Below are 18,090 nucleotides of genomic sequence, written 5' to 3' on the forward strand. Positions count from 1 at the left end.
AAATAACGGTAAAAGTTGCAGGCGTGGTGGAATTGGTAGACACGCTAGACTTAGGATCTAGTGCCGCGAGGTGTGAGAGTTCGAGTCTCTCCGCCTGTACAAACAAAAAAAGCTGAAGTAATTTACTTCAGCTTTTTTTATTTTAAGAACTATCTAGATAAAGAAATTACTTCAAAATCTTCTGCTCTTTCTGCGAATTCAAACATTTCTTTTGTTTCTTCTGGCGGAGTTCTAAGTTTTCTTTTTGTTAAGTCTATCCATGCGCCATATACTTTTATAATAGCAGATAACTTTCCTTGTTCATTAAAAACTTCGTGTACTATTTTCCAACGTTCGTTGTTTTCAGACAAACCTTGTAACTTAAGATTTACTGTAATGTTTTCTCCTAAATGAATTTCTTTTCTAAAAGAAGTTTCTTCTGTAAATAGTATTGGTCCTAGGTTATGCTTGGTAAACTCTTCTATAGAAAAATTATACTTTGCAAAATATCGTACTCTAACTTCTGCAGCATAATCGTTATATGCCGTATGCCTCATGTGTCTGTTTGGGTCAAAATCAGACCATTTTGTATTAAAAGTTACTTTAAAACTCATATGTTTATAATATAAAAATACCTGATAAACTTAATTTATCAGGTATTTAAGGTTAATTATTTGGTGTTTAGTTTTTTACAATTTCGGTAGATGTTTTAACTTTTAAATCTTTTAAAACATTTAAAGCTTCAGAAACATATATATCTTTTGATAAGTTCTTATGCCATGCTTTTCTTTTATTAGCTAAAACACTATCTTTTTTGATTAAAGGTAATTCGTATTTAGGCGATTGAAAGCTAAGATTAGATTCGTATTTAAAAACGTTTGCATATTTCTTTGATGCATTTTCAACAGCCTTACTTTCTATCGAGAATTGCTTTAAATTTAGAGAATATGTAGTATCGTCTTGCTTTTCTTTTAACCATTTAGCATAGTCGTTTATCAATTTGAAATTGGTATCTGTTGCAATTCTGTTTTTACTTTTACTTACAACGTCTGCAAAGTTTTCATAAGTATTAGTTTTAGTATAATTTGCTTGTGGTACTTTGTCCCAAACCAGTGCGCCGTCTAAATCTCTTTCACCAAATTTCATGTAACTATATTTATCTGGCATAGCAATATCAGAGTATACACCTTCAATTTGAGTAGAACCACCATTAACTCTGTAAAATTTCTGAATAGTCATTTTAATAGCTCCTAAATCTTTTTCGTACTTCGGATAAAAGTTGTTAATAGGAATAACACTTTGTACCGTTCCTTTACCATAAGTTTGGTTTCCGCCAATAATTACTGCTCTACCATAATCTTGCATAGCAGCTGCAAAAATTTCTGAAGCAGAAGCAGAAAGTTCATTCACAAGAACAACTACAGATCCGTCCCATTGCATTTTAGGATCAACATCATTTTTAACTATTGGGTCTTGCCCTCTATATTTTACTTGAACAATTGGTCCTTTTTCTATAAACAAACCGGCAATTTCTATAGCAGTTTTTAAAGAACCACCGCCGTTATTTCTTAAGTCTATTAACAAACCAGAAACGTTTTCGTTTTTTAAACGCTCGATTTCTTTTTCCATGTCTTTGGCAGAATCTCTAGCGTCTGTGTCAGAGAAATCTATGTAAAATCTTGGTAAATCTATTAAACCATATTTTTTACCATCTTTTTCTACAATAGTAGATTTTACAAAAGTTTCTTCTAATTCTACAACATCTCTAATAATAGAAATTACTTTAGTAGAGCCATCCAATTTCTTTTTTACTGTTAACCTAACTTCTGTGCCTTTAGGACCTTTTATAAATTTTATAGCATCATCTAAACGCATACCAACAATATCTACAGGTTCTTTATCTCCTTGTGCCACTTCTAAAATAATGTCACCAGCTTCTAAGTCTCCTTGTTTCCATGCTGGTCCACCAGATACTAATTCAAAAATTTCAGTATAAATTCCTTTTTTTAATAATCTAGCACCAATTCCTTCTAATTTACCAGACATATCTTGATCGAAACGCTCTTTAATTCTAGGTGCCATGTATGTTGTATGTGGGTCAAAAGCACCAACAACACTATTTAAAAAAGTAGAAAACCAATCTTCGTGTTCTAGTTCTTCAATTCTTAGATAAAGCTCATCCATATTTTTGGCTACTTCTGCTCTTGCTTCTTTTTCTAAAGTTTTGAAAGATTTTTTCTTAAAATTTTTATCTTTTTTTATTTGCGATTCTTGTTTGTCTAATTTGTCTTGAATTCTACTTAAAACGTTTAATTTTAATTGTTTTCTCCAATAATCAATTAATTCGTTTTCATTTTTAGCAAACGGAACCTTATCATAATCAATATCAATATCTTCATCTTTTTTAAAGTTAAAAGGGCTTTCTAACAATTCTGTGTAATAAGATTCAGCATTTTTAATCTTACTTAAGAAGTTACTGTAAACAAGGTTGTAAAAAGAAACATCATCCTTTAAAAGTTGGTTATCTATTTCGTATTTATATTTCGAAAATTTTTTAATATCCTTTTGAGTAAAGTACCTTTTGTTTGGGTCTAAACCATCAATAAAACTATTAAAAACTTGTTCAGAAAAATTGTCGTTCATGTCTTTTACAACAAAATGACCTCTGGTTAAAATGTTTTTTAAAACATATATTAAGATTTTATCTTTTTCTGGGTCTGGATCATTAAACTTAGTATTAGCTTGTAAGCTACTAAATAACATTAAAAATGCGATTAATGATATTTTTATTCTATATGCTTTCTTCATAAAACTTATGTCGTGTTGTGTATTGTAAAATTACTGTTGTGTTGCTACTAAACTACTAAAATAATGCCAAATATTTAAAGTTACTCACTTCAATATTAATTTTTATTTATAATTTATATATTTTTTACTACAAAATTAAGTAAACGTAAGTGCTTAGATTCTTTACAAATTGTTAAAAAGAAACTCCTATAAATAAATTACATTTGTATTTAAATTTTACAATTATGCAAGAAAAGCCTTTGATTTTAGTTACAAATGACGACGGAATTACTGCTCCGGGTATTAGAGCATTAATAAAAATAATGAATAAAATTGGTGATGTAGTTGTTGTTGCGCCAGATAGTCCGCAAAGCGGTATGGGGCATGCCATTACTGTTGATAATGTTTTAACTTGTAATCCTATAACTATAGATGAAGGACCGCAATTAGAGTACACGTGCTCTGGTACGCCTGCAGATTGCGTAAAAATGGCAATTAGCGAAATTTTAAATAGAAAACCAGATTTGTGTGTTTCTGGTATTAATCATGGCGCAAACTCATCTATAAATGTAATTTATTCTGGTACAATGAGTGCTGCTATAGAAGCAGGTATTGAAGGTGTGCCAGCAATTGGTTTTTCTTTGTTAGATTTTAAATGGCATGCAGATTTTAAACCATCAGAAGAATATGTAAAAAACATTACTTTAAATGCGCTTTTAAATGGTATACCAGAAGGCGTGGTTTTAAATGTTAATATTCCTGATTTAAAAAAGGAAGATATAAAAGGTGTAAAAGTTTGTAGACAGGCAAGTGGCTATTGGAAAGAAGATTTTGACAAACGTAAAAGTCCTTTTGGTAAAGAATATTACTGGCTTTCTGGGCAATTTGTTAATAAAGATAAAGGGCAAGACACAGATGTTTATGCGTTAGAAAATGGATACGTTTCTGTAGTACCTGTTCAATTTGATATGACAGCACATCATATGATTCAAAAACTAAATTCTTGGGAACTGTAAAAAAAGATATTTTAATAGGATTTTTAGTTGCCTTATTTGCCACTTTTGGAGGTGTGTTTTTATATTTAGAATACTTTTCTAAATTTAGTTTTGATGACACATTAAAAATGATTGAGGAAGGAAAACTGTATGGTAAAGTTCTATCTTTAGCAGCTATACCTAATCTATTTGTCTTTTTTATCTTTATAAAAAAGAAACAAGACAATAAAGCAAAGGGTGTTTTGTTTGCAACAATTCTTATTGCATTAACAACATTATTATTAAAGTTTTTTTAAAATGAAATATTATATAATTGCAGGTGAAGCTTCTGGAGATTTACACGGTTCTAATCTAATGAAAGAACTGTTAAAAAAGGATGCAACTGCAGATATTCGTTTTTGGGGAGGCGATTTAATGAAAAATGTTGGCGGAACTCTTGTAAGTCATTATAAAGAAAGAGCTTTTATGGGCTTTTTTGAAGTTTTAAAAAACCTTTCTAAAGTTTTAGGATTTATTAAAGATTGCAAAAAAGATATCGAAAAATTTAAACCTGATGTAATTATTTTTATTGATAATTCTGGTTTTAACTTGCGTGTTGCTAAATGGGCAAAAGAAAAAGGTTTTAAAACTAACTATTATATTTCTCCGCAAGTTTGGGCAAGTAGAGCAAGTCGAGTTAAAGATATCAAAAGAGATGTAGATCAATTATTTGTTATACTGCCGTTTGAAAAAGATTTTTATAAAAAATACGATTATGATGTAACGTTTGTAGGGCATCCGTTAATTGATGCAATTGCGAATAGAGCACAAATATCTGAAAGTGATTTTCGTAAAAAACACAATTTATCCGATAAAAAAATTATTGCGTTATTACCAGGAAGTAGAAAACAAGAAATTACAAAAATGCTTTCTGTAATGCTTTCTTTAGTGTCAGATTTTTCTGATTACCAGTTTGTAATTGCGGGTGCTCCGAGTCAAGATTTTTCTTTTTATCAGCAAATAATTGGAGGTAGAGAAGTGGCGTTCATCAATAATAAAACCTATGATTTATTAAGTAATTCTTATGCTGCATTGGTAGCATCTGGTACTGCAACTTTAGAAACTGCATTGTTTAAAGTGCCACAAGTTGTATGTTATAAAGGTGGTTATATTTCTTACCAAATAGCCAAAAGAATAATTACTTTAAAATTTATTTCTTTGGTGAATTTAATAATGGATAAAGAAGTGGTAACAGAATTAATTCAAGAAAACTTTAATAAAAAGAATTTAAAAAAGGAACTACAACTTATTTTAGAAGAATCCACTAGAGAACAAATGTTTTTAAATTATTTTGAATTAGAAAAAAAATTAGGAGGTAAAGGGGCATCTAAAAACGTTGCTACTGCAATTGTAAATTCATTAAAATAAAAATTCTAAAGATGAGAAAGTGGTATATTGTTTTATTGATATTATCTTTAGTGATTACCTCTTGTTCATCTACAAAAAATGTAAACAATTCATCTAGAAAAAGAGTAAACAAAACCGTTTCTAAGGTTGATAGAGTTGTTGCCAATGCTTTAAAATACGAAGGTGTAAAATATCGATTTGGTGGTACAACTACCAAAGGAATGGATTGCTCTGGTATTGTATATGTATCTTATTTAGAGGAAAATATACAATTGCCTAGAATTTCTAGAGATATGGCTAAAAGAGGTAGAAAGATTGCCTTAAAAAAAGCTAAAAAAGGAGATTTATTATTTTTTAAAACTTCTAAGAAAGGTCGAGGCATCAATCATGTTGGTTTAATTATTGCAGTTTCAAATGGTAGTATTAGATTTATTCATGCTACCACATCAAAAGGTGTAATTATTTCTGATTTATCTCAAAAATATTGGAAAAACGCTTACGTAAAAACAAACAGAATCTTATAGTTTTTTTTAGTAACTTGACGTTGCTATGAAAAGGTTAATTAAATACGTGCCTTTACACTTTTTGGTGTTTTTAATTTTAGGAATCTGTTTGCAGTTTTATTATGAAATTTGGCAATATGGTTTTCTAAAATTATCTTTTGTATTTGGTGTTTTTATAGTTATTTACATTCTTAATATAAAAAAACAGTTAACTACAATATCTACTTTTTTAATCTATTTATTAATAGGAATTTCTGTAACGTTTCTCAACGATTCTCGAAATTATAAAAATCATTACGGTAACTTTAATAAAGAAGAAGCGCAAGTTCTTTTGAAAATCACGAAAGTTTTAAAACCGGGAAACTATTATCAAAAATATATTGCTGAAATTATAAACGTAAATCAGTATAAAACAATTGGAGAGGTTTTGTTAAATGTGCAAAAAGATACTTTAAATTTTAGATTTTCTATTGATGACCAAGTATATGTAAAACCTGTTTTCAAAGAATTAATTCCGCCTTTAAATCCGTATCAATTTAATTATAAATCGTATTTGGCAAAACAAGGGATTTATCATCAAATTTTTATAGAAAAGCATCAATATTTAAAATCGAATTTAAAAGAGACTTCTTTAATAGGAATTGCAGAAAGTATTCGGAATAAAATTATAAAGTCTTTAAAAAAAAGAAACTTTAAAAAAGATGAATTAGCAGTAATTAGTGCTCTTTTACTTGGTCAAAGGCAAGACATTTCTAAAGGCTTGTTAACAGATTATCAAAATGCTGGCGCAATACACATTTTAGCTGTTTCTGGTTTACACGTAGGTATTTTATTATTAATTATAACTTTTATATTAAGACCTTTAGAAAGGCTTAAAAACGGTAAATATATTAAAGCGATATGTGTTATTTTATTACTTTGGATATTTGCAGTTATCGCAGGTTTATCTGCTTCTGTTGTAAGAGCGGTTACAATGTTTTCTTTTGTTGCAATAGGGCAATCATTTCAAAAGAAAACTTTGATAGAATTCTCTTTAATAACCTCAATGTTATTTTTGTTGTTGGTAAAACCAATGTTTTTATTTGATGTTGGTTTTCAGTTGAGCTATCTAGCTGTATTCGGAATAATTTGGGTTCAACCAAAACTAGATTCTTTATATGTTTCCAAATATTATTTGGATAAAAAATTATGGCAATTGCTAACTGTTTCAATAGCAGCTCAAGTAGGAATTTTACCCTTAAGTATATATTACTTTCAACAATTTCCAGGTTTGTTTATGCTTTCTAATATAGTAATCATTCCTTTTTTAGGGTTTATTCTCGTTTTAGGAATCGTTATAATTATATTATCTGTTTTAAATATTTTACCACAGTTTTTTGCTGATTTTTACGGTATAATAATTTCTTTAATGAATAGTTTTGTTCGCTTTATTTCTCGTCAAGAGCAGTTTTTATGGCAAGAAATTTCGATTTCATTTAAAATAATGTTAGTCTTATATTTTATTGTTTTTTCAGCTGTTTTTTTCTTATTGAATAAAAATTCAAAACGTTTGGTAATCTTTTTAGTATCAATAGTATTGTGTCAAAGTATTTATTTTTTAGAGTACAAAAAAGCAAAAGAACAAAACGCTTTTATGGTATTTCATAAGAGTAGGTTTTCTATTATAGGTAGTAAAATTGGTAAACAACTAAATATTCAGCATAATATAGATAGTGTTTCTGTTGATGAGATTAAAGCCATTAAACCTTTTATGCTTTCAGAAAAAATAGAAAAGACAAATAAAATTGATTTTAAAAACTACATCAATTTTCAAGGAAAAGATATTTTAATAATTGATAGTTTAGGAGTATATCAATTAGAAAAAATGCAGAGTCCTATTGTGGTTTTGCAATATTCGCCAAAAATAAATATGGCAAGAATGATAAATATCTTAAAACCGAGTTTGGTAATTGCTGATGGCTCTAATTATAAAAAGGATGTATTATTTTGGGAAAAGATATCTTCAAAATTCGAGATTCCTTTTCATTATACTGGTCAAAAAGGCGCTTTTATTTTAACTGATTAATTTATAAACTACTTTTAAATTCTTTATCAAAATCTTTCCAACTAGTATTTTTATAATTATCCGAAGAAAAATAAACTAATATTTTTTCAAACATTTCTTTTTGTTGATAACCAGGTATATTTTGAAGTAATTCTTCTTTTTCAGATAAAAATATGGTTGATGGATACGATAGTTTTCCGTTCATTATTGTAGCTGGTAATTGATGGAATCCTCTTCTACCGTTTTTTTGAAATTTAAACGTATGCCCATTATAGGTAATGTCTTTTTTCTCTTCTCCGTTTAATTTAATAGCGTAAAAATTATCATTAATTATTTTAATAATTGTTTTGTTAGAATACGTTTCAATATCCATTTTTTTACAAAAGCCACACCAATCCGTATAAACATCAATTAAAATTGGTTTTGGTGTTTTTGCATTTAGTGCAATTGCTTCTTCAAAAGACAGCCATTTAATTTTGCCTTGTGCATTTGCAGACAATGATACCAGTGCTAGTGTTAAAATAAATATTAATTTTCTCATGATTTATTATTCGCAATTATAGTACCAAACTTACAAATAAAGTTTTAGGTACAAAAAAACCTCATAAACATAATTTATGAGGTTTTTTTAAAGTAATTTTTTGATTAATGTACGTTACCCATTAACTTTTTCATTAACGGAGAAAACAATAAAACTACTGCTCCTGCTCCTAATGCATATAGTGCAATTAAATGGAAACCTTCAGTATATACACTTAGAGTGTCTAATGGATTAATAACTTGACCCGGAACATTTTCTATGGCTAGCTCTTCAGAAATAAAACCTACAATTTGAAATGCAAATGCAGAAGATAAGAACCAAACTCCCATCATAAAAGAAACAATGTTTTTTGGTGATAAATCTGTAATTTTTGATAAACCTACAGGAGACATAAATAACTCACCTACAGAAATTATAAAATACATTGCAAACAAATAATAAAAAGGGACCATTCCATTTTCGTTAGCACTTAAACCACTAATAGATAAAATGTAAAAACTTAAACCTGCAAATAATAATCCTAAACCAAATTTATAGGGTGTTCTTGGGTTTAAATTTCTTTTCGATAAATATCCCCATAAAAGAGAAACAGGAATTGCTAAAATGATGATAAACATGGAGTTTAGACCATTAGTTTGTCCTGCACTCATTATACCTTCTAAATCAACATTTCTTGATGCAAAAAGGGTAATTACACTTCCAGATAATTCATGAAAACCCCAGAACAATGTCATAAAAAAAGTAATTAATACTGCCATTATTAACTTCTTTCTAGCTTCATTAGTCTTTAAATTAAAAATAATATAACCAAGATAGATTAAAACTGCTACACCAATAAATTTGAAAATTCCAGTTACATAATTATCTTTCCATGAAGCTAATAACCAAGCTATAGCTGGTGCAGATAAAAAAGCAATAATTGGAATTAAAGTTTTTTGAGGTATACCAGCAACTGTCTTTTCGTACACTTCTTGACTTGGCGGTAAACCTTTGTCTCCAAAAACATTCTTTTTAATTCCATTCCAAAAGAAAATTAAACCAGTTAACATACCAATTCCAGCTAAACCAAAACCGTAATGATAGCCATATTCAACAGCTAACCAAGCGCATAAGAAAGGAGCTACCATTCCACCAATGTTAATTCCCATGTAGAAAATTGTAAAACCAGAATCTTTTCTAATATCACCATCTTTATAGAGAGCACCTACAAAGGTTGAAATGTTTGGTTTAAAAAAACCGTTACCAACAACAATAAATGCAAGTGCTAAGAAAAACGCCATATCATTTTCTATAGCCAATACGAAATGACCAATTGTCATTAAAATTCCACCTAAAAAAATAGAACTTCGCATTCCTAATATTTTATCAGAAATTTGACCTCCAATTACTGTTGATGCATATACTAAAGAACCGTAAGAAGCATAAACTACTGCTGCAGCTGCATCTCTTTCTGCGATTGCCTTAAATATCTCATCTACCATGTAAAGCGTAAGCAACGCTCTCATTCCGTAGAAACTAAAACGTTCCCATAATTCTGCAAAAAATAAGTAAAATAACCCTTTTGGGTGACCAAACATTTGTGGGTCTTCTGTAGCAGTACTAACTCCTTTGTCTAACATAATTATCCTTTAATTTTTGTTTTTGAATTTGATTTATTAATTAAATGCGTTTCTACAAAATTTGTCATTTTTGTATATAAATTTAAACGCGTATTTTTTCCTTTGTAAATTCCGTGTGTTCTATCGGGTACAATAAACATATCAAATTGTTTATTTGCTTCAATTAAAGAATTTATCATTCTGTAACTATTTTGTACATGTACATTGTCGTCTCCTGTACCGTGAACTAATAAGTAATTTCCTTTTAATTTTTCTGGATAATTAACAGGCGAATTATCATCATAACCAGCAGGGTTTTCTTGCGGAGTTCTTAAAAAGCGTTCTGTATAAACAGTGTCATAAAAACGCCAAGAAGTTACAGGCGCAACCGCAATTGCCGTTGTAAAGATATCACTTCCTTTTAAAAGTGAATTTGTACTCATATGTCCGCCAAAAGACCAACCCCAAATACCGATATTGTTTTCGTCGATATAAGAGCGATTTGCCAATTTTTTTGCAGCAGCAATTTGATCTTCAGTTTCATATTTAACTAAGTTTAAATACGTAGATTTTTTAAAATCACTTCCTTTAAAACCTGTTCCTCTACCATCTACGCAGGCAACAATCATTCCTTTTTGGGCTAACATGTTGTGCCAGTAATCGTTACTTGCATTCCATTTATTAGCAACTTGTTGTGATCCTGGTCCCGAGTATTGAAACATTAATAAAGGATATTTTTTATTTTCATCAAAATCTGCGGGCTTAATCATCCACATATTTAATTCGTTTCCGTTGATAGAAATGGTTGAAAATTCTTTCGGACTCATCTTATATTCTGATAAATCTTCTTTTAGCTCTGAATTATCTTTGATAACTTTTAGCATTTCTCCTTCTGCAGTGTATAAAGAATATATTGGTGGAATTTCTGAAGAAGAAAAAGTATTGATAAAGTAATTTAAGTTTTTACTAAATGAAGCAGAATTTGTTCCTTCTATATTACTTAAAAGTTTTTTGTTTTTTCCATCTAATTGAATAGAATAAACGCCTCTATTTATAGATCCATTTTCTACAGATTGATAATAAATTGTTTTTTTAGAAGGATTATAGCCATAATAATTAGTTACTTCCCAATCTCCTTTTGTAACCTGATTGATTAGTTTTCCTGAGAAGTCATAATGATAAATATGGTTAAAACCGTCTTTTTCACTTGTCCAAATAAAGCTGTTATCATTTAAAAAAGTAAGGTTGTCTGTAATGTCTACGTACGCCTTGTCAGTTTCCTCTAATAATAAACTAGAGTTGCTTCTTAAAGCATTAACTTTATGTAATTTTAAGTTGTTTTGATGGCGGTTTAGGGTTGTTGCCACTAAAATATTATCATCATTAGACCATTTTATTCTAGGGATGTATTCGTAATTACCTAAAGCTATTTTTTTTGTATTTTTAGAAGATAGCGTAAACATATGCAACGTAACCTCAGCATTTTTCTCACCAGCTTTTGGGTATTTAAATACTTGCTGATTCGGATAATTGGCAGTACCAACCATATCCATAGAAAAAGTAGGAACTTCACTTTCATCAAAACGTAAAAAAGCTAAATGTTTACTGCTTTTACTCCATTCGAAAGCTCTAACAAATCCAAATTCTTCTTCATAAACCCAGTCTGTAATTCCGTTAATTACCTTGTTAAATTTACCATCTTTTGTAATTTGGGTTACTTTGTTTCCGTTTGTAAGATTTAAAATATAAATATTGTTATTTTTTGCATAAGCAATTTTTTTACTATCCGGAGAAAAAGTTGGTTCTTGAATATCTTTACCAATTAAAGTAAGTTTTTTAGAAGCAATATTGTAGTAGTAAAATGTACCTGTAAAAGAACGTCTGTATATCTTATTAAAATCTGTACCTAAAATAATAGAAGATTCTTCTGCATTAAAATTATAAGAGTCAAAACTTTTTAAATCCTTTAAATTAGTACTATTTACAATTGTTTCTACTTTTTCTAAAGTTTTATAACTGTATTTATCTACCGTTGTGTTTCCGTTAGCATCAGTATTTAATAAAGAATAAAAATCGCCATTCATAGAATTTAAAGCGTTCATTCTTTTCGCTGAAAAAGTACCATTCCAGATTTCTTCTAATGTAATTTCTTTGTTTCCTGTTGTATAATTAGTTGATGTTGTGGTTTTTTCTTTGCAACTAACAAGTAGAGATATAGTTGCTAAAATGAAGATTTTTTTCATTATAGACATCGTTTTAATAAAAGTTTGTCAAGTTTACGTAAAAATCCGCAAAAAATGTTTTAAAATTTGAGAAAACTTGAATAATGTATAATGTTTTAACGGATTGAATTATATTTGTTGCTGATAGTTTATAGCAGATAAAATGAGTAAAATAATAAAGGGTTTTTCTAAATTTACTAAAGAAGAAAAGATTAATTGGATTGCAAAAAATTATTTTAATGATAATTTAAAAGTTGTTGATATTATTAAACAATATTGGAATTCTGATGAGCAACTACAACAATTGCACGACGATTTTATAGAGAACACCATTTCTAATTTTTACTTACCAATGGGTGTTGCGCCAAATTTTATTATCAACAATAAAGATTATGTTGTACCAATGGTAACCGAAGAGAGTTCTGTTGTTGCTGCGGCTTCTTTAGTTGCTAAATTTTGGAGTACTAAAGGCGGATTTAAAACAACCGTTTTAGGCACAACAAAAATAGGACAAGTACATTTTATGTTTGCTGGTAACAAACAAGATTTAACTTCTTATTTTAATAAAAATAAAACCGAATTGTATGCGGCTACTGCATCCATAACTAAAAATATGGAAAAACGTGGTGGCGGAATTTTAGACATACAGTTAATTGATAAAACAGATCAGTTAGAAAATTACTACCAATTACATATTACTTTCGAAACCAAAGATTCGATGGGCGCCAATTTTATAAATTCTTGTTTAGAAGCGATTGCTGCTAAATTTAGAAATGATGAAATTGAAATTGTAATGAGTATTTTATCTAACTATGTGCCAGAATGTGTAGTAAGGGCAGAAGTAAGTTGTAAAATTGATGATTTGGGTGGCGAAAATCCACAGAAATTTGCAGAAAAATTTTACCAAGCAGTTAAAATTGCCGAAGTAGAACCTTACAGAGCTGTAACACACAATAAAGGAATAATGAATGGAGTGGATGCTGTTGTAATTGCTACTGGTAACGATTTTAGAGCTGTAGAAGCTGGTGTGCATGCGTATGCCGCAAAAGACGGAAAATATACAAGTTTATCGCATTGTACAATAGATAACGGAGTCTTTAGATTTTGGTTAGATTTACCTTTAGCATTAGGTACCGTTGGTGGTTTAACCGCATTGCATCCTTTGGCAAAATTATCTTTAGAAATGTTGCAAAAACCATCTGCAAAAGAATTAATGCAAATTATTGCAACTGCTGGTTTGGCTCAGAATTTTGCTGCTTTAAGAGCACTTACAACAAAAGGAATTCAGCACGGTCATATGAAAATGCATTTGCAGAATATCTTGAATCAATTAGGTGCTAATCCACAAGAAAAAGAAATTATCGCAAGTTATTTCGAAGGTAAAACAGTTTCTCATTCGGCTGTTGTATCTAAGTTTGAAGAAATTAATAAGAAGAAAATAAATTGGGTAGATTTTAAAAATGAAACTAGTTTAAGAGAATTATTAACCAATTTAGAAATTGAAACACCTGCGGTTTTTGGTAAGATGAACGGACAACAAATGGTAGAACATTTGGCATTATTGTTAAAAGTTTCTAACGGTAAAATAGATGCTGATTTTTTTGTTGATGAGGAAAAATCTGCTAGAAGAAAACCTTTTTTAGATTCAGATAACGAATTACAAGTTGGTTTTAAAGCCTCGATGCTATCAGAAGAACCAGTTCCTGCAAAATTTTCTACTTTAAAAGATTCTATAGAAGATTTGATATTGCAAATAGATAATTTTGAAACTCATTTTAAAACAAACACTTCAGAAAATCATCCGTTTTTTGGAGAGTTAGATTATGAATACTGGAGCAAGTTTCATGTAAAGCACTTTACGCATCATTTTAAACAATTTAATTTAGTTTAATGAATTATTACTCTAACGGAAAATTATTGCTAACAGGTGAATACTTGGTTTTAGACGGAGCCAAATCTTTGGCTTTACCTACAAAATTTGGACAAGATTTAGTTGTAGAAAAAATAAAAGAGTCGCAGTTAATTTGGGGTAGTTTTACTAGTAAAGGAGATTGTTGGTTTGAAGCAGTTTTTGATTTGAAAAAAATGCGATTGGTGAATTGCACATTTAATTCAGAGCAAGATGGTGGCGGAGATATTATTGCAGAAACATTATTAGATATTTTAAAGGCAGCAAAAAAAATAAATCAAAATTTTTTAGAGGAAGAACACGGTTTTATTGTAAAAACAATGCTTACTTTTCCTAGAGATTGGGGTTTAGGTTCATCTTCTACCTTAATTAATTCTATTGCTAGTTGGGCAAATGTAAATGCTTTTGATTTGTTATGGAATTCTTTTAAAGGAAGTGGTTATGATATTGCTTGTGCACAAAATAACACGCCAATATTTTATCAAATAGAAAATAAAAAACCCGTTGTAAAACAAGTAGAATTCAATCCAGAATTTAAAGATAATTTGTTCTTTGTGCATTTAAATCAAAAACAAGATTCTAAAGAAGGTATTGCAAAATTTAGAGAAAGTAACCTAAATTTTGATAAACAAATTACAAGAATATCAGAGATTTCTGAAGAATTTCTAAAATCTCAAAACCTGCAAACTTTTGAAGATTTGATAGAAGAGCACGAGCAAATTATTAGTAGTATTATCAAACTTACACCGGTTAAAGAAAAATTATTTCCAGATTATTTTGGTGCTATTAAAAGTTTAGGAGCTTGGGGCGGAGATTTTGTATTAGTTACAGGAAATGAAGAAACTCCGGCTTATTTTAAAAGCAAAGGATATGAAACAATTCTTTCATATTCAGAAATGATATTATCATAGAATTATTATTACATTAATAACATACTTGGTTCAAAATTAAATATATAAATTTTGAATTTATAATAGATAAAAAATGAAAAAAATAGTAATAATAGGAGGTGGAGCAGCAGGATATTTTACAGCAATTAATGCAAAAGAAAATAATCCTGATTTAGATATTACTATTCTTGAAAAAGGAAAAGATGTCTTACAAAAAGTTAAGATTTCTGGTGGAGGAAGATGTAATGTTACACATGCTTGTTTTGAGCCTAAAGAATTGGTTAAATTTTATCCAAGAGGCGAAAAAGAATTGTTAGGTCCGTTTCATCAGTTTATGACAGGTGACACATTTGAGTGGTTTGATGATAGAGGAGTTCCTTTAAAAATAGAAAGTGACAATCGTGTTTTTCCAGAAGCAAATACAAGTCAGGCAATTATAGATTGTTTTCAAAAATCTGTTGATAACTTAGGGATCAAAGTGTTAACAAACTCTGGCGTAAATTCTATTTATCAACAAGATAATTTGTGGGTTATTAACACAAAAGAAGATGTTTTTAAAGCTGATAAAGTGGTAATTGCAGCTGGTAGCTCTAAAAAAGTATGGGATTTATGTAAAACCTTAGATCATGCAGTTGTAGAGCCAGTTCCTTCTCTGTTTACATTTAATATAAACGATAAAAGATTGGTCGATTTACTAGGAACTTCTGTACCAAATGCAACCGTAAAAATTATAGATTCTAAATTAGAAGCTTCTGGTCCGTTATTAATTACGCATTGGGGTATGAGTGGTCCTGCAGTTTTAAAACTATCTGCTTTTGGAGCAAGACATTTAGCAGATAAAAACTATCAATACAATGTTGCCGTGAATTGGTTGTCTAGACCAACCGATAAAGTTTTAAATGTACTTTTAAATTTAAAAAAGAAAGAACCTAGAAAAACGGTTATTTTGAAATCTCCTTTTACAGAGATTTCTAAAAGGTTGTGGGAACGTTTTGTATTGTATGCATCGATATCTAAAACTCAAAATTGGGCAGATTTAAACAATACACAATTAGAAAAGTTGGCTAAAGAGTTAACAAATGGTATTTACAATGCAAATGGTAGAACTACCTTTAAAGATGAATTTGTAACAGCTGGCGGAATTGATTTAAAAGAAATCAATTTTAAACGTTTTGAAAGTAAAAAACACAAAAATTTATTTTTTGTAGGCGAAGTTTTAAATATTGATGCAGTAACAGGAGGTTTCAATTTTCAGAATGCTTGGACAGGTGGATTTATATGTGCCAAAGCATTAGCAGAAGAAGTTTAAGCTTTTATTTAAACAAAATCATAAAAAAATATAAAATGGCAAGAGCAGAATCTAACGAATTTTTAATAGGAAGAATAGCACCAGATTTTAAGTTGATAAATACTGTGGATGACACAATGGTCTCTTTAACAGATGCAAAAGGATCTGTTGGTACAGTAATTATGTTTATTTGCAATCATTGTCCGTTTGTAATTCATGTAAATCCAGAATTGATAAAAATGGCAAATGAATTTCAACATAAAGGGATTAATTTTATTGCAATTAGTTCTAATGAAATTATAAATTACCCACAAGATGCACCTCAATTTATGAAAGAGGTTGCAGAAGATTTAAAATACCCATTTCCGTATTTATTTGACGAAACTCAAGAAGTTGCCAAGGCTTATGATGCTGCTTGCACGCCTGATTTTTATGTTTTTGACAAAGATTTAAAAGCTGTTTATCATGGGCAATTAGATAGCTCTAGACCAGGAAATGGGGAGCCATTAACAGGTAAAGATATTAGAGCAGCATTACATAATTTAATAGAAAAGAAACCGGTTCTAGAAAATCAAAAACCTAGCGTTGGTTGTGGTATAAAATGGAAATAAATTAAAACCTAAATAATTCATTAAAAAATTATAAAAGAAATGAATATTGAAAATGCACAGAAGCAAGTAGACAATTGGATTAAAAATCACGGAGTTCGTTATTTTAATGAACTTACAAATATGGCGCAATTAACAGAAGAGGTTGGTGAAGTTGCTCGAATTATTGCTAGAAGATACGGCGAGCAGAGTGAGAAAGAATCTGATAAAAATAAAGATTTGGGCGAAGAGTTAGCAGATGTAATGTTTGTGGTGTTGTGTTTGGCAAATCAAACAGGAATAAATTTACAAGATGCTTTTGAAAAAAAGTTAGACATTAAAACGAAAAGAGATCACGATAGACATCACAATAACGAAAAATTAAAATAAAATGAGTTTTTTAAAGAATTTTGTAGCGGGTGCAAAAATTGTTGGGGCAAGACTGCAGACTAAAATATTTTGGGTTAACTTTTTAAAAGTAGCGCTACCATTTTTTGTTTTAGTAACTATCATTAGTTTATTAATTAATAGTTCTAGTGCTATTTTTTCGGGTGATTTTGCTAAAGTTAATGAAACAAATTTTTCTGAAGGAAAATGGAAAAGCTTTTGGGGTTTAAAGATTTTTATTAGTATGTTTTACGGCATGTACGTAACACTAAAAAAAATGGCTTAATCGATACTTTTTGTTTCTCTACCAAAAATAGGAATTATAATAAAAAATAAAACATATAGTAATAAAACAAAAGCGGCCGCATGAAATAATAACTGCATTTGCTGTAGCTTACTAACTTTTATTTCAGAATTTTTTTGATATTCTTCTACAATTTTATCCATAGAAACCAAGAATCTGTTCTCATTATCTCTAATAGTTTTTATAGATTTTACTAATACAGAGTCGTTATGAATGTCGTTTAAAATAGCAGAAGATGCGTTTTCTAAATTTTTATAATACAGTTGGTTTTCTTTGTATAGATTGTTTAAATTTTGATTGTTATAAAATTTTAAAACAATATTGTTGATGTAGTAATTTCCTATTTTAAAATCTTGATACGTTTCTCTAAAATCTAACATTTGATCTTCAAACGAATCTGTGTTCTTAGCATTATTGGCAAAAAAAGCATGTTTTGTTAGTTTTTGACTATACATTCTTTGTTTACCAGCTTTATTAATAATTTCGGCATCGTAAGATTGTCTTTTGATGTCAAAGTGAAAGATAATTTGATTTGATACAACAAGTAAGGTAAAAAGTATAAAAGATAGGGTAACCTTTTTTTTCATTTTTGGGGGATTTAGAACTGCAAATTAAATTAAAATAGTTTGAATAATAAAAAAAGCGACTATAAAGTCGCTTTTTTTAATGT

General features: G+C 29.3%; 17 protein-coding genes and 1 tRNA gene. 12 read left to right on the forward strand and 6 right to left on the reverse strand.

Annotated features, from left to right (window positions below; all coding sequences use genetic code 11):
- The first annotated feature begins 17 nt into the window (after window positions 1-17).
- Window positions 18-99 (forward strand) — tRNA-Leu (locus ACYPV9_RS13725).
- Between the two features lie 50 nt (window positions 100-149).
- Here ACYPV9_RS13725 and ACYPV9_RS13730 read toward each other — a convergent pair.
- Both ACYPV9_RS13730 and ACYPV9_RS13735 read right to left on the reverse strand, forming a co-directional pair.
- Complete coding sequence (locus ACYPV9_RS13730) at window positions 150-593, reverse strand: acyl-CoA thioesterase (protein WP_459744628.1); 444 nt, start codon at window positions 591-593, stop codon at window positions 150-152.
- A gap of 67 nt (window positions 594-660) precedes the next feature.
- On the reverse strand, window positions 661-2,787 hold the full coding sequence (locus ACYPV9_RS13735) for a carboxy terminal-processing peptidase (protein WP_459744630.1): 2,127 nt from the start codon (window positions 2,785-2,787) through the stop codon (window positions 661-663).
- Window positions 2,788-3,011: 224 nt separating this feature from the next.
- On the opposite strand from ACYPV9_RS13735, the gene surE reads away from it, so the two are divergent.
- From surE to ACYPV9_RS13760, 5 genes are read left to right on the forward strand one after another with little or no spacing between them, the layout of a single operon-like run.
- Window positions 3,012-3,782 (forward strand): 5'/3'-nucleotidase SurE, encoded by a 771-nt coding sequence (gene surE, locus ACYPV9_RS13740; RefSeq protein WP_299065786.1) that lies wholly within the window; start codon window positions 3,012-3,014, stop codon window positions 3,780-3,782.
- On the forward strand, window positions 3,770-4,057 hold the full coding sequence (locus ACYPV9_RS13745; protein WP_299065789.1) for a hypothetical protein: 288 nt from the start codon (window positions 3,770-3,772) through the stop codon (window positions 4,055-4,057). The genes surE and ACYPV9_RS13745 overlap by 13 nt, the downstream gene beginning before the upstream one ends.
- Window position 4,058: 1 nt before the next feature.
- Entirely contained in the window at window positions 4,059-5,168 is a 1,110-nt protein-coding gene (gene lpxB / locus ACYPV9_RS13750) for a lipid-A-disaccharide synthase (RefSeq protein WP_459744633.1), read from the forward strand.
- A gap of 11 nt (window positions 5,169-5,179) precedes the next feature.
- Window positions 5,180-5,671, forward strand: coding sequence for a C40 family peptidase (locus ACYPV9_RS13755; protein ID WP_299065795.1), 492 nt, complete (start codon window positions 5,180-5,182; stop codon window positions 5,669-5,671).
- 25 nt (window positions 5,672-5,696) lie between these two features.
- A complete protein-coding gene (locus ACYPV9_RS13760) occupies window positions 5,697-7,715 on the forward strand; it encodes a ComEC/Rec2 family competence protein (RefSeq protein ID WP_459744637.1) in 2,019 nt (672 codons plus the stop codon).
- A 1-nt stretch (window position 7,716) separates the two neighbouring features.
- Here the strand turns inward: ACYPV9_RS13760 and ACYPV9_RS13765 are convergent, their stop codons facing one another.
- The 3 genes from ACYPV9_RS13765 to ACYPV9_RS13775 all read right to left on the reverse strand — a co-directional run bounded on the left by ACYPV9_RS13765 (window position 7,717) and on the right by ACYPV9_RS13775 (window position 12,076).
- Window positions 7,717-8,235, reverse strand: a complete 519-nt coding sequence (locus ACYPV9_RS13765; protein WP_459744642.1) for a thioredoxin family protein — start codon at window positions 8,233-8,235, stop codon at window positions 7,717-7,719.
- A 104-nt stretch (window positions 8,236-8,339) separates the two neighbouring features.
- Entirely contained in the window at window positions 8,340-9,854 is a 1,515-nt protein-coding gene (locus ACYPV9_RS13770) for a peptide MFS transporter (RefSeq protein WP_459744644.1), read from the reverse strand.
- 2 nt (window positions 9,855-9,856) lie between these two features.
- A complete protein-coding gene (locus tag ACYPV9_RS13775) occupies window positions 9,857-12,076 on the reverse strand; it encodes a S9 family peptidase (RefSeq protein WP_459744647.1) in 2,220 nt (739 codons plus the stop codon).
- A gap of 142 nt (window positions 12,077-12,218) precedes the next feature.
- Here ACYPV9_RS13775 and ACYPV9_RS13780 point away from each other — a divergent pair, with 142 nt between their 5' ends.
- The 6 genes from ACYPV9_RS13780 to ACYPV9_RS13805 all read left to right on the forward strand — a co-directional run bounded on the left by ACYPV9_RS13780 (window position 12,219) and on the right by ACYPV9_RS13805 (window position 17,402).
- Window positions 12,219-13,946 carry a hydroxymethylglutaryl-CoA reductase, degradative gene (locus ACYPV9_RS13780; protein WP_459744649.1) on the forward strand — a complete coding sequence of 576 codons (1,728 nt, stop codon included), beginning with the start codon at window positions 12,219-12,221 and terminating at the stop codon, window positions 13,944-13,946.
- A complete protein-coding gene (locus tag ACYPV9_RS13785; protein WP_459744652.1) occupies window positions 13,946-14,875 on the forward strand; it encodes a GYDIA family GHMP kinase in 930 nt (309 codons plus the stop codon). Before ACYPV9_RS13780 ends, ACYPV9_RS13785 begins: the two co-directional genes overlap by 1 nt.
- A gap of 73 nt (window positions 14,876-14,948) precedes the next feature.
- Window positions 14,949-16,163 (forward strand): BaiN/RdsA family NAD(P)/FAD-dependent oxidoreductase, encoded by a 1,215-nt coding sequence (locus tag ACYPV9_RS13790; protein ID WP_459744655.1) that lies wholly within the window; start codon window positions 14,949-14,951, stop codon window positions 16,161-16,163.
- 35 nt (window positions 16,164-16,198) lie between these two features.
- Window positions 16,199-16,753, forward strand: a complete 555-nt coding sequence (locus tag ACYPV9_RS13795; RefSeq protein ID WP_299065820.1) for a thioredoxin family protein — start codon at window positions 16,199-16,201, stop codon at window positions 16,751-16,753.
- Between the two features lie 39 nt (window positions 16,754-16,792).
- On the forward strand, window positions 16,793-17,119 hold the full coding sequence (locus tag ACYPV9_RS13800; RefSeq protein ID WP_299065823.1) for a nucleotide pyrophosphohydrolase: 327 nt from the start codon (window positions 16,793-16,795) through the stop codon (window positions 17,117-17,119).
- A 1-nt stretch (window position 17,120) separates the two neighbouring features.
- A complete protein-coding gene (locus tag ACYPV9_RS13805) occupies window positions 17,121-17,402 on the forward strand; it encodes a hypothetical protein (RefSeq protein WP_299065826.1) in 282 nt (93 codons plus the stop codon).
- On the opposite strand, the gene ACYPV9_RS13810 is transcribed toward ACYPV9_RS13805, so the two are convergent.
- Window positions 17,399-18,007 (reverse strand): type IV pili methyl-accepting chemotaxis transducer N-terminal domain-containing protein, encoded by a 609-nt coding sequence (locus ACYPV9_RS13810; RefSeq protein ID WP_299065829.1) that lies wholly within the window; start codon window positions 18,005-18,007, stop codon window positions 17,399-17,401. The two genes, ACYPV9_RS13805 and ACYPV9_RS13810, sit on opposite strands and share 4 nt — an antisense overlap.
- Window positions 18,008-18,090 lie beyond the last annotated feature (83 nt).

It is taken from the genome of Polaribacter sp. OB-PA-B3, from assembly GCF_054589375.1.